Raw genomic sequence first — 21,755 nt, 5'->3', positions numbered from 1 at the left:
GCCTGACGCCGGGCTCCGCGGCCCCCGGTCGGCCGGAGCGGAGCCCGGCGGCGATCAGGGCCCGTCCGGCGGCCGACCCTCGGAGCCGAGGCCGTCGAACACGGCCCGCCGGCCCGCCGTGCGGAGGCGGGTGGCGTCCACGGTGCGGGGGAGCAGCGGTTCGAGGGTGCGCCAGGCGTCGGTGTGCAGGCGGTCGGCGTGGTCCTCGCTCGCGGCGACGGCGCCGCAGTCGAGCAGGGTGGTGCGGGCCGCCCGGACGTCGGCCTCGGTCGCGTCGCCGCCGCGGACGGCGGCCCACAGGGCCTCGGCCGTGGGGCGGGGGAGCAGCGTGACGGCGTGGGCGAGCGGCAGGGTGACCTTGCCGTTGCGCAGGTCCTCCGCCACCCGCTTCGTCGGGGTGCCGTTCCGGTCGGTGACGCCGCACAGGTCGGCCACGTCGTCGGTGATCTGGTAGGCGGTGCCGAGGGCCGTCCCCCACTGCAGCAGCGCCCGTTCCAGAGCCGGACCGGCGCCGGCGGTGAGCGCGGCGATCCGGCAGCAGGCGCCGACCAGGGCACCGGTCTTCAGCCGGTGGGTGGCCAGCACCAGTTCCAGCAGCGGGCGGTTGTCACCGGTGGTGACGGCCTGCTCCAGCTCGCGGCCGTGGCCCTGGATGTCGAGGGCCTGCCCGGCGTGGGCCGCCCGCAGCGCGGCGAGGATGATCTCGCGTGTCCGCCCCCGCAGTTCGGGATCGTCGGGGGCGCAGAGGCCGATGGCGTGGTCGAAGGCGAAGTAGGCGCAGGTGCCCGCGGTCAGGGCGGCCGGCAGACCGTAGACCTCGTGCGCGGCGGGCCTCGCGCGGCGCGTCGTCGAGCCGTCCTGGACGTCGTCCACCACCAGGGAGCCGGTGTGGGCGAGTTCCAGGGCCGCCGCCAGTACGCCGAAGCGCTCGCCGTCGCCGCCGAGCAGCTCGATGATCCGCGTCAGCAGTGCGGGGCGCCAGCGCTTCCCGCCGGCCTCGACCACGTGCCGGACGGGTGCGGCCAGGGCCCGGTGCAGGCGTCGGTCGAGGGCCTGTTCGGTCTCGGCGGACAGGTCGCCGGCGTGTCCGCCGGGCAGCCACACGTCCAGGCCGCCTGGCACGGGAGGGTAGAGCCGGTCCAGGTGGCGTTCGACCCCGCGCTCGCGCTCGGGCGCGGACGGGGGCTCGGACGGGGGCCGGGGCTCCGGGGAATGGGGTCGGGGGAGCAGCGGAGCGCCGCCCGGACGGGCGTTCACCGGGGCGGGACCGGGTTCACGGCTCGGGGCGCACGGTCCGGGCACGGGCGGCTCGGGGCCCTCGGCGAATGCCATAACCATGCGCACACCTTAGGGTCGGCCGCGGGGCGGGCCGCGGACGAGACGGCGGGGCGGCGCGGCGTCCGGGCCGAGGTGTTCGCGGTTGCTCTCGTCCGGTGGCGAACCTCCCTTCTCCGAAGGATGGTTGACCGTGCGCAGGGCGGGCGGCGGACGTGTTCCCGCCACCGCTTCCACGGACGGTCTAGACAGTCGGGGAATCCTCGGGCTCGCCGCGCACGACGACGACCGGACAGTGCGCGTGGTGGACGCAGTGCTGGCTGACCGAGCCGAGGAGGGCTTCGGTGAAGCCGCCGTGCCCGCGGTTGCCGACGACGAGCAACTGCGCGTCGGCGGCGGCGGTGAGGAGGGCGGTGGCGGGATGGGCCTGGACGACGTGCTAACCGCGGCGCGGCCGGACGTGGTACGGACCGAGGTGGGCACGGACGCTCGTGAGGGGACGTGCCTGCCGCGGCCGGGCACGGCGTCAGCCGGGTTCGGCGAGCAGGCCCTTCCACCGTTCCGCGATGGACGCCCAGGTGGAGGATGGGGAGGTCGCGGTCCGCCGGGCGGCATGTGTCGAACGGTCCCGGAACGCGGCGTCGGTGAGCACCGCGACGAGAGCGGCCGCGTGGTCGGCGGCAGTCGAGGGCCCGTAGCCGTCCACGGCGCCCGCCGCACAGCGCACGAAGGTGGCGGATCCGCCCCCAGATCTCACGGAGCGCCGGGTGGTCGGGCATGATCTGCGCGGCGCCGGTCGCGGCGTGTTCCAGCGAGATGGCGTGACGCGGTGGGCCCCCGCGCCGCTGGTCAGCGGCTTCGCTACGCCGTGACGAGCACGGCGACCCCCGTGACCCGGTCCGCGGCAAGGTCCGCGAGGGCGGCGTCCGCCCGCTGCAGCGGGTAGCGGGTCACCCGGACGACCGGGCGGGTCCGGGCAGCCTCCGCCAGGAAGGCCGAGCCGTCGGCACGGGTGTTGGCGGTGACGCTGCGCAGCGTGCGTTCCTGGAACAGGTGCCTCTGGTAGTTCATCGCCGGGATGTCGCTGAGGTGGATGCCGGCGACGGAGAGCGTGCCGCCACGGTCCAACGCGGCCAGAGCGACCGGCACGAGTTCGCCGACCGGGGCGAACAGGATGGCGGCGTCCAGCGGTTCCGGGGGCGGGTCGTACGAGTCGCCGGCGAATTCGGCGCCCAGCTCCAGGGCCAGGCGTCGCGCTGGTGCGGCACGGGTGAACACCGCCACCCGTGCGCCCCGGGCGAGGGCGAGTTGGGCGGTCAGGTGTGCGGACGCCCCGAAACCGTAGACGCCCAGCAGGCCGCCGGCGGGGAGCTCGGCCCGTTCGAGGGCCCGGTAGCCGATGATCCCGGCACACAACAGCGGGGCCAGCTCCTCGGCCGGCGGGCCCTCGGGCAGACGGTAGGCGAATCGTGCGGCAGCGGTCAGGTGGCCGGCGTAGCCCCCGTGCCGGTCCCAGCCGGTGTAGCGCGAGTCCGGGCAGAGGTTCTCCCGGCCGCTGCGGCAGTAGGGGCAGGAGCCACAGGTCCGGGCGAGCCAGGCGACGCCGGCCCGGCTCCCGACGGTGAACCCGTCGACCGCGGTGCCGACCGCGCGAACGACCCCGACCACCTCGTGGCCGGGAGTGCACCCCGCGATCCTGGGGGCGAGGTCCCCCTCCGCGAGGTGCAGGTCGGTGCGGCACACCCCGCAGGCCTCCACCTCGACGAGGATCTCGTCCGGCCCGGGAGGGGAGAGCGGACGCCGCTCCCACCGCAGTGGCCCGGGCCGCGCCACGCCGATCGGGCCCGGGCGGGCCACCACCCAGGCCCCGGTGTCGGTGGGGACTGCTTCTGACGTGCTCATCGCGGCCTCCCGCGCGAACCTGCCGGACATTCCGACGCCGCTCCGGCTCCGACGCCGGTCTGCGGCGCGGTGCCTCAGCCGGCCGCCGTACGGTCGTTGGCGGCGGAGTCGGCGAGGCCGGCCCGGAGGAGCTGGTGACCGAGGTCGATCAGTGCGCGGGCGGCGGCGAACTCGTCGCCGATCTCCGGCACGGGCGGGTCGTGAGGGCTGCGCCGGGAGGCGGTACGGGCCTCGAGGACGTTCTCACCGGTGTTCAGCACGGCGTGCACCTTCGTGGCGTCGCCCTCCTCGAAGAGGTCGATTCGCAGGGTCCACTGTTTGGTGCGCACCGGCACCGTGGCGTTGGCGGTCATGTCCGAACCTCCTGGGTCGGGTGGTCCCGGGGCGGCCCCGGGACCGGCGGATGGTGATCAACTGCCCCGTGCGGCCTCGACCGTGCCGTCCACGTCCTGGTCGACGAGGTGATGACCGGCCGGCGGGCGGTGACGGGCCCTGGTGGTCGGAGGGTCCGCCCCCGTGCCGGCCGGTCGGACGGCGTACTCCCGCAGCGTGCTGTGCGAGAACGGCGTCACCAGGTCGAAGAGCCGCTCGACGATGTCGCGCAACAGGTCGTCGACGGTCAGGACACCGACGGGGCGGCCGTCCTGGACGACGGGGAGGCGACGGACGAACGTGCGGCGGAACGTTCGGTAGACGGTGTCGAGGTCGTCCGTGGTGTTCACGGTGATCACCGGTGTGGTCAGCAGCTCGGCCACCGGCCGTCCGAGGTGCTTGCCGTGGGCCAGCCCGCGGACCGCGAGGTCGCGGTCCGTCACGATGCCCTGTAGTCGGCCACTGTCGGTGACGAGGACGCAGTCGACGCCCTCCTCCTCCATCCGCAGGGCCACCTCGAACGCCGTCGCCGTGACGTCGGCCGTGACGGGGGGTGCGGTCATCAGGTCCGAGGCTTTCATGGCGGGTAGTCCTCTCCGGCGCCGTGCAGCGGGACTCGTCACCGCGGGCAGGCGTTTCCAGCGCGTCGTTGACCGTGCGGTGGACGGCCGCCCCTCCGCCCGTCCAGGCCCGGCCGCTTGCACCGGGCCTCTGCTTCCAGGGGACCGCCGGGTGCACCCGAACGGGCAGGGCCGTTCGGCCCGCCACTGGGCCCCGTCGGGCCGGGCGATCGGCTGGGGCGGACAGCGGTCAGGTGCACTGCTACTCCACCGAGCCGGCGAGCGACGGGCCGTCGGGGCGGATGATCCGGCCGGTGATCACGGTGGGCTTGATGCGCATCCAGACGTCCCGCCTTCCGCCGGCCCAGGGATCGGGGTCGGCGTGCTGCCGGAACCACTGGGCGGCGTCCTGGTCGGAGACGACCGAGAGGGTGCCGTTGAGCAGTACGCTCCAGCCGGTGGCGAACGCCTCGTCCAGCCGGTCGACCTCGAAGGCGACCTCATCGCCCGCGGCTCCGGCGAGGGCGCCGCCGGCCGCGGTGCGGCAGACGACGGTCGCGTCCAGCACGCGGTAGTTGACCGGCAGTGCCGCCAGGCCGGCTGGTGCCCTCAACACGACCCGGCCGACGCCGCCGGGAACGAGCTTCGCCCAGCAGGCGGCGCGGTCCAGCTCCTCCACCTGCACGCTGGCGTTGGCCGGGGCCGCGCCGGCCGGTACGCCGCGGCCGCCGCCCAGCAGGTCGGTGACCGTGGTGTCGAGCGCGTCGGCGAGCCGTGTGAGGGTGCCGACACCGACCGGGACCGGGTTCGTCTCCAGATGCTCCAGGAAGCCCGGGTCCAGCCGGGCCCGGTCCGCCACCTGCTTGCGGGTCAGCCCGAGTTCGGTGCGGCGGTGGGCGACCCGGCGTGAGAGGTCGCCTGGGTCGACCGGCCGGTTCTCGTGGGTGTTCCTCATGACGACCTCCGTGGTCGGGCCCCCCCGGGGGGACAGTTCGGACGGGCGGCGGCACGGGCGATCAGGCCGCCGCCTCGGCGGCGGCCACGGCGCGTTTGACAGCGGCGAAGCTGTCCGGGGTGACGGAGATGGAGTCGACACCGGCCTGCACCAGGAAGCGGGTGAAGTCCGGGTCGTTGCTCGGGCGTTGGCCGCAGAGGCCGACGTGGCGGCCGGCCGCGTGGGCGGTGGCGACCAGGGACTCGATGCTGCGGGTGACGGCCGGGTCACGTTCGTCGAAGAGGTGTGCGAGCCGGGCGGAGTCGCGGTCGACGCCGAGGGTGAGCTGGGTGAGGTCGTTGCTGCCGATCGAGAAGCCGTCGAAGCGTTCGGCGAACTGGCCGGCGAGCAGGATGTTGGCCGGGATCTCGGCCATGACGTACACCCGCAGACCGTTCGCGCCGCGCGTGAGACCGTTGTCGGCCATCACCGCGAGGACCTGGTCGGCCTCCTGAGGGGTGCGGCAGAACGGGATCATCACCACGATGTTGGTCAGTCCTCGCTCGTCCCGGGCCTGGCGCAGGGCCCGGCACTCCAGGGCGAACCCCTCCCGGTAGCCGGGGTCGTAGTAGCGGCTCGCGCCGCGCCAGCCGATCATCGGGTTGGCCTCGACCGGTTCGAAGGCCGTGCCGCCGACCAGCCGGGCGTACTCGTTCGTCTTGAAGTCGCTGGTGCGCACCACGACGGGGTCCGGCCAGCGGGGGGCGGCGATCCGGGCGACGCCGTGCGCCAGGCGGTCGACGAAGTACTCGGTCCGGTCGGGGTAGCCGTAGGTCAGCTCGTCGACCAGCCGGCGGTCCTCGGCCGAGAGCCGCTCGGGGTGCACCAGGGCCATCGGGTGGACGCGCGCCTGGTGGGCGACCACGAACTCGGTGCGGGCCAGCCCGACGCCGTCAGCGGGCAGCCGCCACCACCGGAAGGCCGCGCCGGGGTCCGCCAGGTTGAGCATGACCTTGGTCCGGGTGGCCGGGAGCGAGCCGAGGTCGGTCTCGGTCGCCTCGAAGGGGACCGGACCGCCGTAGACGTGGCCGTCGGCGCCCTCCGCGCAGGAGACCGTCACCACCTGTCCGTCGGCGAGGACGGCGGTGGCCGATCCGGTGCCGACGACGGCCGGCACGCCCAGTTCGCGGCTGACGATCGCCGCGTGCGAGGTGCGCCCGCCGTGGTCGGTGACGATGGCGGAGGCCCGCTTCATCAGCGGCTCCCAGTCCGGGTCGGTGATCTCCGTGACCAGGACGGCGCCCTGCGGGAAGCGTTCCAGACCGACCGGTTCGGCCAGCGCGCACACCGGCCCGGCACCGATCGCCTCGCCGACGGCGATGCCGTCCACCAGCCGCTCACCCGTCCCGGTCAGCCGGAACCGGCGCAGCACCCCGCCGCCGCTGCGGGACTGCACCGTCTCCGGCCGGGCCTGGACGAGGTACAGCTCGCCGCTGATGCCGTCCTTCGCCCACTCCAGGTCCATCGGGCAGCCGTAGTGTTCCTCGACCGCCACCGCCCACTCGGCCAGTGTGCGGATGTCGCCGAGGCCGAGCACCCGGCGCGCCTGCTCATCGGCGTCGGTGTCGACGGTCCGGGTCGAACCCCGGTCGTCGTACACCGCCTTGCAGCGCTTGGCGCCGAGCCGGACGTTCAGCACCGGGTCGAGGCGGTGATCCTTGAGCAGCGGTTTGAACACGGTGTACTCGTCCGGGTCCACCTGGCCGCTGACCACCGTCTCGCCCAGCCCCCACGCGGCGCTGACGACCACCACCCCCGGGAATCCGCTCTCGGTGTCGAGGGTGAAGATCACGCCCGCGCCCGCGAGGTCGGAGCGCACCATCGACTGGATGCCGACCGACAGCGCCAGGGACAGGTGGTCGAAGCCCATCCGCTCGCGGTAATCGATGGCCCGGTCGGTGAAGAGCGAGGCGTAGCAGCGTCGGCAGGCCTCCAGGAGGGCGGTGGCGCCCCGGACGTTCAGGAAGGTCTCCTGCTGGCCCGCGAAGCTCGCCTCGGGCAGATCCTCCGCTGTCGCGCTGCTGCGCACGGCGACGTCCGGGTCCTGCCTCCCGGTCTCGTGGGAGAGCCGCCCGTACGCCTCCACCACCTCGTGCTCGAGCGCGGGCGGCAGGGGCGCGGCCAGGACGGCGGACCGGATGGCAGCGCCGACCTCGGACAGGGGGGTTCCGCCGTGCAGCCGGTCGACCTGGACGGCGATCAGCTCCCGCAGGCCTCCGGTCGTGACCAGTTCGCGGTAGGCGTCGGCAGTGGTGGCGAAGCCGTCCGGCACCCGGACCCCTGCGGGGCCCAGCGCGGTGATCAGTTCGCCCAGCGAGGCATTCTTCCCGCCGACCAGGCCGACGTCCTCGCGGCGCAGGTCGTGGAAGCGGATGACACGGCGCATGGCTGCCTCCGGGCGCGCTCGCAGGGTGCTGCTCGGCACGGGACACGCCGAGCACTCCGTCCCTGCCACTGTCCCTCCGGGCGGCCCGGGTTGCGCAGGGGCGTTCGCCCTGCGGCAGGGGCCCGCTCGGCCGCCGGTCGTGGGCCGTTCGGCCCACCTCGACGGCGGCGGACGACGAGCCGCGACCGGTCGGGCACCTCCCCGGGAGAGGGGATCAGCAGGGCCGGTGGCCCGGCGACGGCGCGCGGACTCCTCCAGCGGTGGCCGGTCGTGGGCGCCCGGCCCCTGTGGGGTGGCGGGTGCCCGGGGATGTCCGTGCGGGCGGGTTCCCGGGGGCACTATCCTCAGGCCCATGTCGAACCCTGATCAGCTGCTCGTCGACATCGCCACGATGGTGGAGTCCGAGCGCAGCAACCAGATGCCGCTGACCGTCGTCGTCCCGGGTGCCGTCATCACCGGCCGGCTTGCTCCGGAGAGCCTGTGGCACGAGCGGGTCGCCGAGGTACTCGCCGCCTCGGACTTCCTGAAGCCCTTCGCGGCCCTGTTCACGGCGCCCGCCACCGGCGACGGCGCCGCAGCCCGGCCGACCCACCTGCACCTGCACGTCGCCCGCATCCTGCAAGGAAGTTACGGTCTGCCGCACACCGGGGGCATGTACCGCATCGCCATCGCCGACATCAGCAGTTGGACGGTGGGAGACCTCAGCTACTCCGACCAGTGAGACCCCGCCCGGGCCGGCGCCGCGCCGGTCCGGGCGGTACCGGCCCGCCCGGGTCGGACCGGGGCGGTCGGGTCGAGGCAGGGACCGGGGGCGGTTCCGTCAGGGCCGGGCGGTGGCGTCCGGCGGACTGTCCGGCCACACCTCGAAGGCCTGCGCGATCCCCGTCGGCGGTCCGGCGCGGAAACGGGCGCGGATCAGCGCCGCCACCTTGACCACGGCGTCGGCCCTGCCGCCGAGCTCCACCCGTACCGGCTCGGCCCCGGCAGCCGCGCGCGCGACCGGTGGCGCGGCCTCCTCGGCCGGCGTCGACGTGTCCACCTGCCAGCGGGTGCGGACGACCTGGTCGGCGGGCGAGACGTAGTCCCCCGCGGTGCCGAGACCGGGGACGACGATCAGCCGGAACGACTGCCCCACCGTGTCGGCGACCACGTTCGCCCCGGCCGTCCCGCCGGAGATCGACATGTGCACGATGGCGCTCGGCTCCCGTGTGGCACTGGCACCGGTCATGGCTCTCCTCCGAGGTCGGGTCGTCCTTCCCCAGGGTCTGCCCGGGCCGGTGCTCCCGCATCTCCTCGGCACGCGGGTGGCGGACCGGTCCGGCGGTTGCGGGGTGGTTGCGCCGCGGGAGTGTGGCGTCGGTGTCGGCGCGGTGGCGGGCCCCGCCTCACCCCGACGCGGCTCCCGGCCCGGGCGGCACGACGACCACGGGGATGTGGGCGTGGTGGACGATCTCGGTGCTGGTCGAGCCGAGTGACAGCCGCCCCCAGAGGCCGGCGCCGCGGGAACCCACCACGAGCAGCCCGGCGTCCCGGCTCTCGTCCAGCAGGACCTGCGCGGGCCGGCCGCGCTCGCAGCGCACCTCGATCTCCACGTACGGCTCGCCGACCTGCTGCCGCAGGCGCTCGACCGAGTCCGTCACGTCGCGGGCGACCGCGTCCTGCACGTGCGGCGCGGGCTCGCCGCCCGATCCCCAGCCCGTCACGGCCCGGCCCCCGGGCTCCGAGTGTCCGCCGCCGTAGGCGCAGACGGCCCGCACGCCGACCCCGCGCAGCTGCGCCTCGCGGAGGGCGAAGAGCACGGCCCGGTGGGCGGGCTCCGACCCGTCGGTACCGACGACGACCGGACCGGCGGGACCTGACGCGGGAGTGGTGTTCACGGCGACCTCCAGGACGGACGGGTGCCCTACGGCGGTCCGGTGGCGCCCGGCGGGTTCCGGGGCCGGTCCGCTGACTTTCATGATCCTCCGAGGAACGCGCCGCGGCACGTCCGCCGTCGTCCGGACCGCCCGTGGGATCCCCGCCCGGGGCACCGGGCGGGTCAGACCAGGCTGGCGCCCCAGGCGCGGGCGCGCTCGCGTTCGCCGGCGCGCAGCGGACCGTCGTTGCCGTCGACGATGAAGCCCTCGGGTGCGACGACCAGGTCGTAGTGGTGGTGGGAGAGCCGGCGCGCGATGCCCTCGGCGGCTCCGCCGGCGCGGGGCATGTCGACCCGGGTGTCGAAGGCGGCGGCGTGGGTGCCGGATCCGGTCCGCGGCAGGTCGTGGAGCCAGTGACGCAGCCCTGGGCCCTCCGCGGTCTCCCGGGCCTCGGCGGCGGCCGCGTCGGCACCCGGTTTGTGGCTCTCCGCGGCCGCGGCCATCCGGCGGCTGATCCCGGACGACATCCCGTGCATGTGGGTCGGTCCGCCGACCACCAGGAGGTCGGCCGTCCGGGTCGTCCCGTGCCCGGCCTCCGTCAGCGGGAGGCACTGGACGGACGCCGTGGGATCGGCCTGGTGGACGCCCTCGGCGACGGCCTCGGCGATCTCGCGCGTGTTGCCGTACATGCTCTCGTACACGATCACGGTGTGCATGGTGTCCACCTCTCGTCACCTCCAGGCTCGCGCGGAGGGCGCCGGCCGGCCGGGGCCGTTCGGCCCGCGTCGGAGGGCCGGACGGCTCCGTCACCGGTGCGGGACGATCGCGACCGGGCAGTGGACGTGGTGGATCGCGGCGTGGGCCACCGGGCCGAGGTGGGCGCCGAGCGGCCGGTGCCGGATCCGGTGGCCGAGGACCACCAGCCGGGCCGCGGCCGCGGCGGCGACGAGTTCGATCGTGGCCGTGCCGCGGACCAGGTCGGCCGTCACGTCCAGGTCGGGGAAGCGCTCCCGCCAGGGCCGGAGGGCCTCGGCGAGGCCGGTGCGCTCGGCCGCCGAGAGGTCGTCCTCCAGGCCGCCGATGGCGTCGAAGGCCATGTACTCGCTGCCCGCCGGCGGCGACCACACGTGCAGCACCCGCACCGGTGCGCGGCGCAGGGCCGCGGCCGAGAAGGCGAAGGCGAGCATCTCGTCGGCCGGGTGTTCCAGGTCGAGGCCCGCCAGCACGGGGCCGCCCGTCGCTCCCCGGCCGTCCTCCTCGGCCCGGACCAGCACCACCGGGCGGGTGGTACGACCCAGCACCTCCCGGCCCACCGAACCGACCAGGAAGCCGTGCACCGTGCCGAGCCCGCGCGAGCCCAGCACCAGCAGGGCGGCGTCCCGGGCGGCGGTCTCCAGCGCCTCGGCGGGCTCGGTGCGGACCTCGCGGCAGGTGACGTCGACGCCGACGGCCACGGTGCGGAGCTCCGCGGCCCGGGCGGCGAGCTGCTCCCGGCTCCGGGCGTGCACCTCGTCGGAGCCGACGACGTCCCGCACGGGCCACGGCCAGGCCTGGAGGAGTTCGAGGGGGCACCCGCGCAGCCGTGCCTCGCGCGCGGCCCACTCGGAGGCGGCGCGGCTCTCGGGCGAGCCGTCGTACCCGACGACGACGGGACCAGCGTTCATCAGGACCTCCCGGGGACCGGGTCGAGGGGTCGGGCGCATCCGGACGGACCGCCCGGGCGCCCCATCGGAGGCTTCGCGCGTGACGCCGGGCTCAATCGGGCGCGGACGGCACCGTCACGACCGGGCAGTGCGCACGGTGCAGCAGGCCGTGCGGCACGGAGCCGAGCCGCATCCCGGTGAAACCGCCGTGGCCGCGGCGGCCGACGACGACGGCGAGGGCGTGTTCGGAGGCGTGCGCGAGCTCCTCGACCGGGTGCCCGCGCACCAGCTCGTGGGTCGTGCCGAGATCGGGGTGGCGCGCCCGGTGGCCCGCCGTGGTCTCGAAGAGCATCCTGCGCAGCGCCTGTTCGGCCGCGCTCTCGTCGAGGTTCGCCACCGGCGGGCGCTGCCAGACCCACAGGACGCGCAGCGCGGCGCCCCGTTCGACGGCGAGCTCGACGGCGAAGTCGACGGCGGCGGTCGAGGACGGGCTTCCGTCCACGCCCACCACGACGTAGGGCGGGTCCTGGGTGGTGTGCTCGGGGGCGCGGACGACGACGACGGGGCAGTGGGCCTGGGCGCTCACCGGGACGGCCACCGAGAACGTGCTGAGCATCTCCGCGGCGCGGCCGAGCCTTCGGGAGCCGAGCACGACCAGCGCGGCGTGACGGGACTCCCGGCACAGCGCGGGGGCCGGTACGTCCTCGGCCACGAAGCCGGTCACGCCGAGTCCGGGGTGCCGCTCCCGCACCGCGGCGGTGGCCCGCTCGAGCGCCTGCTCGGCGCGTTCGAGCACGTCCTTGCGGAAGTGCCCGTCGTCGGAGACCCGGGCCTCGCGGTACAGGGCCGGGACGGCGTGGACCAGACGGAGGGGCAGGCCCCGGCGGTCGGCCTCGTCGGCGGCCCAGTGCGCGGTCATCGGGCCGGTGTCGTCCGCGTCCACACCGAGGACGACGGGCCGGCGCGGGCCGGCGGAGCTCGCGGTGGTCATGGAAACCTCCTGGGGCCGGTGAAGGGGGCCCGGTTCTCACGCTAGGGCGGCCCGCCGATCCGCGCGAGGGCCGACCGGCCCGGGCCGGACAGGTGCGCAGGCCGGCGGGCGGGGCGTACCGTCGGACCGGGCGAGGCCCGGCGACCGGCCGGCCCGTCGACACCGGGGAGAGGTGGATGGAGACGCTCGTCTTCGACAGCACGAGTCTCGACGAGACCGAGGCGTTCCTGTCCTCGGCGTACACCCCGATGAGGATCGCCGGGCGGCCCGAGCACTCGGGCGCGCGGATCACCCGCCAGGCCGCCGGGGGCCTCCTGGTGGACCGGCTCGCCTTCGACTACACGATGGGCTACGACGCGCAGAGCCTCGGCCGGGTCTGCCTGGTCACCGTGCACTCCGGCGGATTCGCGGACACCACCGGCGGCCGGGAGGAGCGGTTCGGCCCGGGGGAGACGTTCCTGGTCGCCCCGCACGACCGCCCCTACCGCGGCGAGGTCCGCGGGGCCCGCTACACCCTGACCATGTTCGACCCGGCCCTGCTGACCGACGTCGCGGGCACCGGTGCCCGCTCCCGCGGGCCGGTGGAGCTGACCGGTCAACGCCCCGTCGACGCGGCGGCCAACGCGCGTCTCGGCGCCGCCGTCGCCTACCTGCGCGACCACGTCATGGCCGCCGCCGAGCCCGGGGTGGACCCGCTGGTCGCGGCCACCGCGGCCCGCCACATCGCCGCCGTCACCCTGGCCACCATGCCCAACACCACCCGGGGCGACGCACCGGAGGCGGTCGACCGCCGGGACGCCACCAGCGCCACCCTGCGCCGGGCCATGGCCTTCATCGACGCCAACGCCCACCGGGACATCGGCCTCGCCGACATCGCCGCGTCCGTCCCCGTCACCCCGCGCGCCGTGCAGTACGCCTTCGCCCGCCACGCCGGTACCACCCCGCTGGCCTACCTCAAGCGGGCCCGCCTCGCCGGGGCCCACCGGGAGCTGTGCGCGGGGGACCGGCACACCGCCACCGTCACCGGGATCGCCCAGCGCTGGGGCTTCGCCCACCCCGGCCGCTTCGCCGAGGCGTACCGCCGCCAGTACGGGGCCTCGCCCTCCACGACCCTCGGCGGCTCCTGAGCCGCCGGGGCCGCCGCCCGTACGTTTCGCTCTGGAGTCCACCCGGGGGCCGGTACTTCGCTCAGGGGGGCAGCGCGGGGGACGAAACAGGGACCAGCATCGAAGCACGGCCCACGGGCATTCCTGGAGGAAGGACGTCCGACCATGGAGACGGGCCTGCACACGGACCGGCGGCCGGCGCCCGCCGGCACCTGCGTCCTCGCCCTGACGGGGGAGGCCGACATGGACACCGCGCCCGTCCTGGCCCGGGCGCTGACCGCGGCCCTGGCCGGCACGCCCCGGCCCGACGTCCTGGTCGTGGACTGCGCACGCCTGACCTTCTGCGCCTCCGCCGGTCTCAACGAGCTCCTCCGGGCCCGCCGGGCGGCCGAGGCGGCCGGCGTCGCGTTCCGCCTCGCCGCGCCCGGACCGCAGGTCGTCCGGCTGCTGGACATCACCGGGACGGACGCCGTCTTCGAGATCGACCCCGCGCCGGTGCCGTCCGTCGCCGTCGCCCCGTAGCGCCGGGTGGGCGGGCGGCGGCGGGCGGCGTCGCGGACCGTGATCCGGTGCGGGAGGCATGGATTCCGCGAACCGGGTGAGAAGAGCGGCGCACCGATCTTCGAGTGACGCCGACGCAGAAGGACCGTGGCCATGGACGAGACCTCCCGCTTCCCCGCCCCCGTCGAGCACGCCCGGACGTGGAGCTCGCGCGCCGCCTGCCGTGCCGACGACGGCGAGGTCTTCCTCCGGCCGGTCAACGAGCCCGGACCGGAGGCGAGGGAACGGGAGGACGCGGCGAAGGAGGTCTGCGGCGGTTGCCGGGTGCGGGTGGAGTGCCGTCGCCACGCCCTGTCGACCCGCGAGCCGTACGGCGTCTGGGGCGGACTCACCGAGCGCGAGCGGTCCACGCTGCTGGCCCGCCCCCTGGCCGGGCGGGGCGCGGCCTGACCCGCAGGCCCGTCGCCCGGTTGCCCGGCCGCCGTCGCCGGGCCCGGCCCTCCGGGAGGAGAATCGGCCCGATCCCCACCTGCCGGAGACCACCTGCCGGAGACCATCCGCCGGAGACCGCCGTGCGCCTGCTGCTGACCTCGGACACCCATCTGCCCACCCGGGTGCGTCACCTGCCCGCGGCCCTGCTCGACGACCTCGCCGAGGCGGACGTGGTGTTCCACGCCGGGGACTGGGTCGACACCGCCACGCTCGACCTGTTCGAGGCCCGTTCCGCCCGGCTGGTCGCCGTGTACGGCAACAACGACGGCCGGGCGCTGCGCGAACGCCTGCCCGAGGTCGCGCGGGTCGAACTGCAGGGCCTGCGCTTCGCCGTCGTGCACGAGACCGGGCCCGCGAGGGGGCGCGAACAGCGCTGCGAGGCCCGCTTCCCCGGCACGGACGTCCTGGTCTTCGGCCACAGCCACATCCCGTGGGACACCAGCGCCCCGGGCGGCCTGCGGCTGCTCAACCCCGGATCCCCCACCGACCGCCGCCGCCAGCCGGTGGCGACCTACCTCACCGCCCGCCTCGACGACGGCCGCCTCACCGAGGTCCACCTCCACCGCCTCCCGCGCCCGGCCTGACCCCGGTCCGGCGGCCCGGCGGCCCGCGGACCCGGGTGCGGGGACGCGGGCCCGGGGACAGGCGCTAGCATCTGCGCCGGATCCATCCGCACGAGATCACGGGGGAATTGATGACCGATCAGATCGGTGACTGGCAGGAGATCGGGGCGCCGGGCGGGATCGAGGCGTACGTGCACCGCCCGTCGGGGGAGGTGCGCGGAGCGGTGGTGGTCTGCTCGGAGCTGTACGGGGTGAACGGCTACCTGCGCGGGATCTGCGCCGAGCTGGCGGCGCTCGGGTACGTCGCGGTGGCGCCCGACTTCTACTGGCGCAACGCCCGGCGCACCGAGCTGGGCTACAGCGCGCAGGAGCGCGAGGAGGGTCTCGTGCTGATGCGGGCGCTGGACCGCGACGAGCTGGTGGCGGACTCCGCGGTGGCCCTGGCCGCGGCCCGCGGGCTGGCGGGCGGGCGCGGGGTCGCGTTCGTGGGGACGAGCATGGGCGGTCACATCGCCGTCCGGGCGGCCACCGAGCTGCGCTTCGAACTGGCCGCCGTGTTCTACCCGGGCTGGATGCTCACCGCGGGCTTCCCCCTGGTCGGCCCGGTCCCGCCGCTGGAGACCGCCGGGCGCATCGCCGCCAACGGCGTGTTCCTGCTGGGCTTCAACGGCGACCGGGACCACATCCTGCCGCTGGAGGAGTGGAAGGCCGTCGAGGAGCGGCTGACGGAGGCCGGGGTCGCCCACCGGCTGGTCACCTACCCGGGCGCCGGCCACGGCTTCGCCGCCGACCGCCCGGCCGACCACGACGCGGCCGCCACCGCGGACGCCTGGCGCCGCGTCCACGAGGCGCTCGCCGAGCACCTGTAGGCCGTCCGCCACGGCCCCCGTGGCGACCCGTGACGGGGGTCGCCGCGGGGGCCGTGGCGTGGCACCGTCCGCGGTGAGGGCCGCGGGGTGCCGCGGTCAGAGCACCTTGTCGTACCCCTTGTCGTCGTCGGAGTCGTAGACCAGCTCCCCGGCGCCGTCGTAGCCCTTGACGTGCGGGGTGCGGGTCACCGCCCGGTCGAGGACGCCGGTGGCGGCGAACCAGCCGTGGTCGAGCGCCGCGTCCACGGCCGGCCCGTCGCCGTAGGAGACGGTCACCCGGGTGACGGAGGGGGCGAAGGTGCCGATGCTGCCCCAGCGGTACGGCAGCTTCCAGGCGTGGCCGTCGAGCATGGCCTGCCGGTACAGCTTGCCGCCGTTGACGTCCGGGTTCACCAGGCCGTCCGGGCCGCCGGCGCGCGGGTCGGCGGGGCCGGACTGCAGGCCGGCGGTCTTGCCGTCGATCTGGTGGCAGATGATCCGGGTGGGGTGCGCGCCCTGGCTGACGGCGGCGACGGAGATGCCGTCCCCGGGGGAGTTGTCGTCCCCGGTGCTCCGGACGGCCAGCAGGATGCGGTAGTCGGCGATGGACCCGTAGTCCTGGGCCGGCAGGGTCTTCTGCGCGCCCGGGGTGCCCTGGGCGCCGGTCGGCGCCTGGGCCTGCCACCTGGCCTGCATCTGCCGGTCGTACTCCAGGCACTGCCCGAGCGCGGTGGCGGCCTGCTCGAAGGTGATGCCGTCGGTCAGCTGGGCGGCCGACGCCGGGGGCCGGGGTGCGGCCGCGCCGCCGGGCGTCGTGGCGGGCGGGGCGGACACCGCGGCGGGTGAGGCGGCGGCCGAGAGCGCCGCGCCGCCCGCGGCCGGGGCCACCTCCGCGGCCGGGCGGGCGTCCTCCTGCCCGCGGGCGGCGAGGACGCCGGCTCCCGAGAGCACGGTTACGGCCACCAGCCCGGCGGAGAGGGCGGTGGTGCGGCGCCGGCGGGCCGCGCGGCCCCGCCGCCGGATGGCCTCGTAGGGCGGTTCGCCGGGCGTGCGGTCAAGGACGGTGGTGACGAGCTGCTCGCGCAGCTCCGCCTCGAATTCCCGTTCGGTCATCGTCTTCCTCCAGGAGCAGCGGTGATCAGAGCGTCGAGCCCGGGCGTCGTCCGGCCCGGAACGGAGTCGTCGCGCGGGGTGCCCGGGCCGGCGGGCGCGGCGGCCAGGCCAGGGTGCGCCCGCAGTTTGGCCAGCCCCTTGGCGGCCTGGCTCTTGACGGTGCCGAGCGAGCAGCCCATCGTCTGGGCGACCTCCGCCTCGGTGCGGTCGTCCCAGTAGCGCAGCACCACCACGGCCCGCTGCCGGGTCGGCAGCGTGGCCAGGGCGTCCATCAGGGTCCGCCGCTGGTCGATCCGGGCGGCCGCGTCGCCGGGCACGGCGACCTCGGGCAGCGCGTCGGTGAGCCGTTCGGCGACCCGGCGCTTGCGGAACCGGTCGCTGTTGCAGGTCACCAGCACCCGCCGGACGTAGGCGTCCGGGTTGTCCGCCCGGCTGACCCGCCGCCAGGACCGGTAGGCCTTGGCCAGCGCGGTCTGGGTCAGGTCCTCGGCGTGGTGCCAGTCGCCGGTGAGCAGATAGGCGGTCCGTACCAGGTGCGCCCACCTGGTACGGGTGAAGGCCTGGAACTCGGCCTCTTCTTCTGTGTGCATCAGCACCCCCTCAGCCCACCAGACCACGCCCTCGCCGCGCGGGGTTGCCCGGGGTGCGGTGATTTCCCCGCCCCGTGGGTTCGGAGGAGTCGCCGGAAGGATGCGGCGCCCGTGGAGCTGGTCGGCACGCACAGCGGGGCGCACCGCCGTCGGCGGTGCGCCCCGGGTTTCCCGTGCCCTGTGGGGGCGGGCCCTTCAGCGGAACCGGGCCCCGGTGGGTGTCAGGCGTCGAAGTCGGTGCCGCGGCCGGTGGCCTCCCACTCCCGGAGCTCCTTCACGGCGGCGTCGTGGTGGTCGAGGAGCGCGTCGACGGCGTCGTTGCCGAGGGCGAGGCGCAGCGGGGTCCGCTCGGCGTCCAGGGCGGCGAGGATGGCGGCGGCGGCCTTGACCGGGTCGCCGGGCTGCTTTCCGTCGGCCGCGGGCAGCCCGGTCCGGACGGGGCCGACGACCGAGTCGTAGGCGGCGATCGGGGTGGTGTGCGCCAGGGCGCCCTGGCCGGCGAAGGAGGTGCGGAAGGCGCCGGGCTCGACGATCAGGACCTTGACGCCGAACTGCGCGACCTCCTGGGCGAGGGCCTCCGAGTACCCCTCCAGGGCGAACTTGGTGGCGGAGTAGGCGCCGACGCCGGGGAAGCTGAGGCGGCCGCCCATGCTGCTCATCTGGACGACGGCGCCGGTGCCCCGGGCGCGCATGTGCGGCAGGACGGCGCCGGTGAGTGCGGCGGGGCCGAAGAAGTGCAGCTCCATCAGGTCGCGCAGCTCGCGCTCGGTGTACTCCTCGACGGCGCCGACCAGGCCGCGCCCCGCGTTGTTCACCAGGACGTCGATGCGCCCGTACCGGAGCAGGGTGTCGGCGACCACGGCCGTGATCCGGGCGGGGTCGGTGACGTCCAGCCGGACGGGGAGCACCCGGTCGGGGTGGGCGGCGACCAGGTCGTCCAGCGTCTCGGGGCGGCGGGCGGCCGCCACCACGGTGTCGCCGGCGGCCAGCGCGGCCTCGGCGAGGGCCTGGCCGAAGCCGGAGTTGGCGCCGGTGATCAGCCAGACCCGGCCGTTCGTGGCGGCGGCCCGGTCGGTGGCCTGCTCGGCGGTCGGCTCGGTCCTCTGGTCGGCGTTCTGGCCGGTGGTGCCGGTCATCGTGGTTCTCCCCGTACGTCGTTGCGGTGATCGGTAGTTGACGACCTCTTTTATGCCAGGAAGGAGCGGTGCCCGTCCACGGGATCGGGTCGGTCGATCGATGACGACGCTTGCTGATCACCGGATGGACACGCGACCGAACCCGTCGGCCGCCCCAGCCCGTCCGTTCGGCCTCGTCCGTCCGGGTGGGGAGCGGGATCGGGGATGCGCGGCCGTGCCCGCCGCCGCACCCAACGGCCCAAGCCGAGGTGCGGCACGCGCGCCCGGCCAGCAGGCTCGGAGACGGGCGCGCAGGGCGTCAGGAGCCGATCGAGGAGGCGTCCGTTGAGCAGCGTCGACACCCCGGGTGGATCCGCCGGCCGGGCCGGCGGCACCAGGACGGCCGGCGCCGTCAGGGCCGGTACCGGGGCGCACAAGATCACCTGGTTGACCCTGGCCCTGATGACGACCAGCTCGGTCGCGAGCCTGCGCGCGGCACCGACCATGGCCGTGTACGGCCTCGCCTGCGTCTTCCTCTACCTGCTGCCCGCCGTGGTGTTCCTGCTGCCGACCGCCCTGGTGTCGGCGGAGCTGGCCTCCGGCTGGAACGGCGGGGTCTACAACTGGGTGGCGCAGGGCCTCTCGAAGCCGCTGGGCTTCCTGGCCGTGTGGTGCCAGTTCGCCATGACGATCTTCTACTACCCCAGCCTGCTCGCCTACGTCGCGAGCACCATCGCCTACGTGATCAACCCGAGCCTGGCCAGCAGCGGCGTCTACACCGCGATCGTCATCGTGGTGGTGTACTGGACCGGGGTCTGGGTCTCCTCGCGCGGCACCAACGCCGTTGCGGGGCTGGCCTCCTGGGGCCTGGTCATCGGCACCCTGGTCCCCGGGACGCTGCTGGTGGTGCTGGGAATGGTCTTCCTCGGGCAGGGCAACCCCTCCGCCGCGCCGATGGACGGATCGCACTTCTTCCCGCAGTGGACGGGCGTGGCCAGCCTGGTGCTGATCGTCAACAACTTCCTCAGCTACTCCGGCATGGAGATGAACGCCGTCCACGTCAACAAGCTGCGGAACCCGGCCCAGGAGTTCCCCAAGTCGATGTTCCTGGCCATGGGCTTGGTGCTGCTGATCTTCATCCTGCCGGCCCTGGCGATCAGCTGGGTGATCCCCTCCGACCAGCTCAGCCTGACCGCCGGCGTCATGCAGGCCTTCGACGCCTTCTTCCAGTACTTCCACATCGGCTGGCTGGTGCCGATCGTCGCGGTCGGGCTGTGCGCCGCCTCCGTCGGCGGCATGCTCACCTGGCTGGCCGGGCCCTCCAAGGGGCTGCTGCTGATCTCGCGGCAGGAGGGCTACCTGCCGCCGTTCCTGCAGCGGCTCAACGCCCGGGGGGTCCAGCAGAACATCCTGGTCACCCAGGGCGTCGTCACCACCGCGATCGCCCTGCTGTACGCGCTGATCCCGAACGTCTCCAGCGTCTACTGGATCTTCTCGGTGATCACCACCCAGGTCTACCTGATCATGTACCTCCTGATGTTCCTGGCCGCGATCCAGCTGCGCCGCAAGCAGCCCGACCACCCGCGCGGCTACCGGGCACCGCTGCTCACCACGCTGTGCGTGGTCGGGTTCGTCGCCTCGGCGCTGGCCATGGTGATCGGCTTCGTGCCGTCCTCGCAGTTCGGCGGCGGCAGCGTCTGGTCCTACATCGGGATCGTCGCCGGCGGCCTGCTGCTGCTCGGCGTGGTGATCCCGTTCTCGTTCCTGAAGGCTCGCAAGCCGAGCTGGCGCCAACCCGACGCCGGCACCGGCGTGGGCGAGGAGGGAGTGGCATGAGCCCGACCCGGATGGCGTCCGAGCACCGCTGGATCTACATCGGCTCGATCGTGGTGCTCGTCGGCCTCGTGGTCGCCGGACTGCTGACCTACACCCAGCAGCGGGCCACCAACGAGGCCCACCGCAAGGCGAACCAGCTGAGCGACGCCCTGGTCGCCGACGGGTACCCCGCGCTCGACACCGGCAACACCGCCCTCGTGCTCGGGACCGACGGCGGCCCCGTCTGCACGGACCCCAACTCGGCCCTGAAGCAGGGCCTGTGGCGCGTCCACCTGGCCAACGGCGCCGGCGGCCCCGGCATGCGGCCGGTCGTCGTCGACGGCCGGGTCCTGCAGGCGGGCGCCGAGGTGATCAAGGTGTACTGCCCGGACAAGCTGGCGGGCTACCAGGAGCAGATCGACGCGCTCAAGACCTCGGACGTCATCAACGACTGAGCCGGCCGCCGGGGCGGGGCACCGCCGCCCCGGCGTGTGGGGGAACGGGGGAGGTTTGGCGGGCGGGCCGGGGAATCTTGTATGGTTCCTGGCGAATCATCCAGAGGGGTGGAGGGACCGGCCCTACGAAGCCCCGGCAACTCCCCGTTCGACCCGGCGTCCGAAGTACGCGCCGTGCCGTCCGGGGGCAGTGCCAACTCCGGCCTGTCGCCAACGTGGCGCGGGAAAGATGAGGAGACACGGTGCTCTCAGTGCTGTCCTTCGCCCGGGCGCTTCCCACCCCGGCCCTTTCGCGTACCCCCCTCGTGCCCGGCGCAGGCACTCCGCCGACTTCCCCGGCCCGTCCGCGCTGACCACCCCCCGCTCCCCGCGGGGAGCCCCCGTGAGCCCGCCCACCCGCCGCTCACGGGGCACGAGACTGGAGTACCCACCCATGGAGAACACGAGCGGCGTCGGCGTGCTCGACAAGGTCACCTCGATCCTCGGCACCCTGGAGGCCGGCCCCACCACCCTCGGCGGACTCGTCGCCGCCACGGGGCTGGCCAGGCCCACCGCCCACCGGCTCGCCGTCGCGCTGGAGCACCACCGCCTGGTCGGCCGGGACCTGCAGGGCCGGTTCGTCCTCGGCCCCCGGCTCGGCGAGCTCTCCTCCGCCGCCGGCGAGGACCGGCTGCTGGCCGCCGCCGGCTCCGTCCTGATCCACCTGCGCGACGTCACCGGCGAGAGCGCGCAGCTCTACCGCCGCCAGGGCGAGGTCCGGATCTGCGTGGCCGCCGCGGAGCGGCTCTCGGGCCTGCGCGACACCGTCCCCGTCGGCGTCACCCTCCCCATGAAGGCCGGCTCCGCCGCGCAGATCCTGCTCGCCTGGGAGGAGCCGGAGCGGCTCCACCGCGGCCTGCAGGGCGCCCGGTTCACCGCCACCGCCCTCAGCGGCGTGCGGCGCCGGGGCTGGGCGCAGTCCGCCGGTGAGCGCGAGCCCGGAGTCGTCTCCGTCTCCGCGCCCGTCCGGGGCCCGTCGAACCGGGTGGTGGCCGCCGTCTCCGTCTCCGGCCCGATCGAACGCCTCACCCGCCACCCCGGGACGCACGTCTCCCAGGCCGTCGTCGAGGCGGCGAACCGCCTGAGCGAGGCCCTGCGGCACGCCTGAGCGGGGGTGCGCCCGGCGGCGGTCCACGGTC

24 protein-coding genes, 1 pseudogene and 1 riboswitch are annotated in these 21,755 nt (G+C 75.1%); of the genes and pseudogenes, 9 read left to right on the top strand and 16 right to left on the bottom strand.

Annotation, left to right across the window (positions count from 1 at the left end; genetic code table 11):
• Positions 1-54: 54 nt before the first annotated feature.
• From ACFYUY_RS08395 to ppsA, 8 genes and pseudogenes are all read right to left on the bottom strand, one after another.
• On the bottom strand, positions 55-1,122 hold the full coding sequence (locus tag ACFYUY_RS08395; RefSeq protein ID WP_387899208.1) for a polyprenyl synthetase family protein: 1,068 nt from the start codon (positions 1,120-1,122) through the stop codon (positions 55-57).
• A 397-nt stretch (positions 1,123-1,519) separates the two neighbouring features.
• Positions 1,520-1,696: pseudogene (locus tag ACFYUY_RS08390) on the bottom strand (universal stress protein); the annotation flags it as partial.
• A gap of 105 nt (positions 1,697-1,801) precedes the next feature.
• Complete coding sequence (locus tag ACFYUY_RS08385) at positions 1,802-2,032, bottom strand: hypothetical protein (RefSeq protein ID WP_387899206.1); 231 nt, start codon at positions 2,030-2,032, stop codon at positions 1,802-1,804.
• 104 nt (positions 2,033-2,136) lie between these two features.
• The gene (locus ACFYUY_RS08380; RefSeq protein WP_360221232.1) at positions 2,137-3,177 is read right to left on the bottom strand and encodes a zinc-dependent alcohol dehydrogenase family protein; all 1,041 of its coding nucleotides are present in this window, start codon (positions 3,175-3,177) and stop codon (positions 2,137-2,139) included.
• A gap of 74 nt (positions 3,178-3,251) precedes the next feature.
• The gene (locus ACFYUY_RS08375) at positions 3,252-3,530 is read right to left on the bottom strand and encodes a dsRBD fold-containing protein (RefSeq protein ID WP_360221229.1); all 279 of its coding nucleotides are present in this window, start codon (positions 3,528-3,530) and stop codon (positions 3,252-3,254) included.
• Between the two features lie 57 nt (positions 3,531-3,587).
• Complete coding sequence (locus ACFYUY_RS08370) at positions 3,588-4,112, bottom strand: CBS domain-containing protein (RefSeq protein ID WP_360221226.1); 525 nt, start codon at positions 4,110-4,112, stop codon at positions 3,588-3,590.
• 259 nt (positions 4,113-4,371) lie between these two features.
• Positions 4,372-5,064: a pyridoxamine 5'-phosphate oxidase family protein gene (locus tag ACFYUY_RS08365; RefSeq protein WP_387899201.1), complete on the bottom strand. Its 693-nt coding sequence runs from the start codon at positions 5,062-5,064 to the stop codon at positions 4,372-4,374.
• Between the two features lie 61 nt (positions 5,065-5,125).
• Positions 5,126-7,489, bottom strand: coding sequence for a phosphoenolpyruvate synthase (ppsA, locus tag ACFYUY_RS08360; RefSeq protein ID WP_387899199.1), 2,364 nt, complete (start codon positions 7,487-7,489; stop codon positions 5,126-5,128).
• A gap of 352 nt (positions 7,490-7,841) precedes the next feature.
• Between ppsA and ACFYUY_RS08355 the strand changes: the two genes are divergently transcribed.
• Complete coding sequence (locus tag ACFYUY_RS08355) at positions 7,842-8,210, top strand: hypothetical protein (RefSeq protein ID WP_360221217.1); 369 nt, start codon at positions 7,842-7,844, stop codon at positions 8,208-8,210.
• A gap of 99 nt (positions 8,211-8,309) precedes the next feature.
• Here ACFYUY_RS08355 and ACFYUY_RS08350 read toward each other — a convergent pair whose 3' ends face one another.
• The 5 genes from ACFYUY_RS08350 to ACFYUY_RS08330 all read right to left on the bottom strand — a co-directional run bounded on the left by ACFYUY_RS08350 (position 8,310) and on the right by ACFYUY_RS08330 (position 11,979).
• Positions 8,310-8,717 (bottom strand): hypothetical protein, encoded by a 408-nt coding sequence (locus ACFYUY_RS08350; protein WP_360221214.1) that lies wholly within the window; start codon positions 8,715-8,717, stop codon positions 8,310-8,312.
• Positions 8,718-8,874: 157 nt separating this feature from the next.
• Positions 8,875-9,366, bottom strand: coding sequence for a universal stress protein (locus ACFYUY_RS08345; RefSeq protein ID WP_360221211.1), 492 nt, complete (start codon positions 9,364-9,366; stop codon positions 8,875-8,877).
• 161 nt (positions 9,367-9,527) lie between these two features.
• Entirely contained in the window at positions 9,528-10,061 is a 534-nt protein-coding gene (locus tag ACFYUY_RS08340; RefSeq protein ID WP_387899194.1) for a flavodoxin family protein, read from the bottom strand.
• A 90-nt stretch (positions 10,062-10,151) separates the two neighbouring features.
• Positions 10,152-11,009 carry a universal stress protein gene (locus tag ACFYUY_RS08335; RefSeq protein WP_360221205.1) on the bottom strand — a complete coding sequence of 286 codons (858 nt, stop codon included), beginning with the start codon at positions 11,007-11,009 and terminating at the stop codon, positions 10,152-10,154.
• A gap of 91 nt (positions 11,010-11,100) precedes the next feature.
• Entirely contained in the window at positions 11,101-11,979 is an 879-nt protein-coding gene (locus ACFYUY_RS08330; protein ID WP_360221202.1) for a universal stress protein, read from the bottom strand.
• A gap of 176 nt (positions 11,980-12,155) precedes the next feature.
• Here ACFYUY_RS08330 and ACFYUY_RS08325 point away from each other — a divergent pair, with 176 nt between their 5' ends.
• The 5 genes from ACFYUY_RS08325 (at position 12,156) to ACFYUY_RS08305 (ending at position 15,510) form a co-directional block, all read left to right on the top strand.
• A complete protein-coding gene (locus ACFYUY_RS08325) occupies positions 12,156-13,106 on the top strand; it encodes an AraC family transcriptional regulator (RefSeq protein WP_360221199.1) in 951 nt (316 codons plus the stop codon).
• A 144-nt stretch (positions 13,107-13,250) separates the two neighbouring features.
• Positions 13,251-13,607: an STAS domain-containing protein gene (locus ACFYUY_RS08320; RefSeq protein ID WP_360221196.1), complete on the top strand. Its 357-nt coding sequence runs from the start codon at positions 13,251-13,253 to the stop codon at positions 13,605-13,607.
• Between the two features lie 132 nt (positions 13,608-13,739).
• Positions 13,740-14,036 (top strand): WhiB family transcriptional regulator, encoded by a 297-nt coding sequence (locus ACFYUY_RS08315; protein ID WP_360221193.1) that lies wholly within the window; start codon positions 13,740-13,742, stop codon positions 14,034-14,036.
• 122 nt (positions 14,037-14,158) lie between these two features.
• Positions 14,159-14,662: a metallophosphoesterase family protein gene (locus ACFYUY_RS08310; protein ID WP_387899189.1), complete on the top strand. Its 504-nt coding sequence runs from the start codon at positions 14,159-14,161 to the stop codon at positions 14,660-14,662.
• A gap of 110 nt (positions 14,663-14,772) precedes the next feature.
• A complete protein-coding gene (locus tag ACFYUY_RS08305; RefSeq protein WP_387899186.1) occupies positions 14,773-15,510 on the top strand; it encodes a dienelactone hydrolase family protein in 738 nt (245 codons plus the stop codon).
• A gap of 96 nt (positions 15,511-15,606) precedes the next feature.
• On the opposite strand, the gene ACFYUY_RS08300 is transcribed toward ACFYUY_RS08305, so the two are convergent.
• The 3 genes from ACFYUY_RS08300 to ACFYUY_RS08290 form a co-directional block, all read right to left on the bottom strand.
• The gene (locus ACFYUY_RS08300; protein WP_387899184.1) at positions 15,607-16,602 is read right to left on the bottom strand and encodes a hypothetical protein; all 996 of its coding nucleotides are present in this window, start codon (positions 16,600-16,602) and stop codon (positions 15,607-15,609) included.
• Complete coding sequence (locus ACFYUY_RS08295) at positions 16,599-17,192, bottom strand: SigE family RNA polymerase sigma factor (RefSeq protein WP_360214636.1); 594 nt, start codon at positions 17,190-17,192, stop codon at positions 16,599-16,601. The genes ACFYUY_RS08300 and ACFYUY_RS08295 overlap by 4 nt, the downstream gene beginning before the upstream one ends.
• Positions 17,193-17,413: 221 nt before the next feature.
• Positions 17,414-18,328: an oxidoreductase gene (locus ACFYUY_RS08290; RefSeq protein ID WP_387899181.1), complete on the bottom strand. Its 915-nt coding sequence runs from the start codon at positions 18,326-18,328 to the stop codon at positions 17,414-17,416.
• A gap of 324 nt (positions 18,329-18,652) precedes the next feature.
• Here ACFYUY_RS08290 and ACFYUY_RS08285 point away from each other — a divergent pair, with 324 nt between their 5' ends.
• The 3 genes from ACFYUY_RS08285 (at position 18,653) to ACFYUY_RS08275 (ending at position 21,724) form a co-directional block, all read left to right on the top strand.
• Positions 18,653-20,143 (top strand): APC family permease, encoded by a 1,491-nt coding sequence (locus tag ACFYUY_RS08285; protein WP_387899178.1) that lies wholly within the window; start codon positions 18,653-18,655, stop codon positions 20,141-20,143.
• Positions 20,140-20,577, top strand: coding sequence for a hypothetical protein (locus ACFYUY_RS08280; protein ID WP_360214640.1), 438 nt, complete (start codon positions 20,140-20,142; stop codon positions 20,575-20,577). Before ACFYUY_RS08285 ends, ACFYUY_RS08280 begins: the two co-directional genes overlap by 4 nt.
• Positions 20,578-20,670: 93 nt before the next feature.
• Positions 20,671-20,813: riboswitch (SAM riboswitch) on the top strand.
• Positions 20,814-21,010: 197 nt separating this feature from the next.
• On the top strand, positions 21,011-21,724 hold the full coding sequence (locus ACFYUY_RS08275; RefSeq protein ID WP_360214642.1) for an IclR family transcriptional regulator: 714 nt from the start codon (positions 21,011-21,013) through the stop codon (positions 21,722-21,724).
• Positions 21,725-21,755: the final 31 nt, after the last annotated feature.

This window comes from Kitasatospora sp. NPDC004745, assembly GCF_042873275.1.
Lineage (GTDB): Bacteria > Actinomycetota > Actinomycetes > Streptomycetales > Streptomycetaceae > Kitasatospora.
The sequence above is the reverse complement of the archived record's forward strand: the minus strand, read 5'-3'. Positions and strand labels throughout refer to the sequence as shown.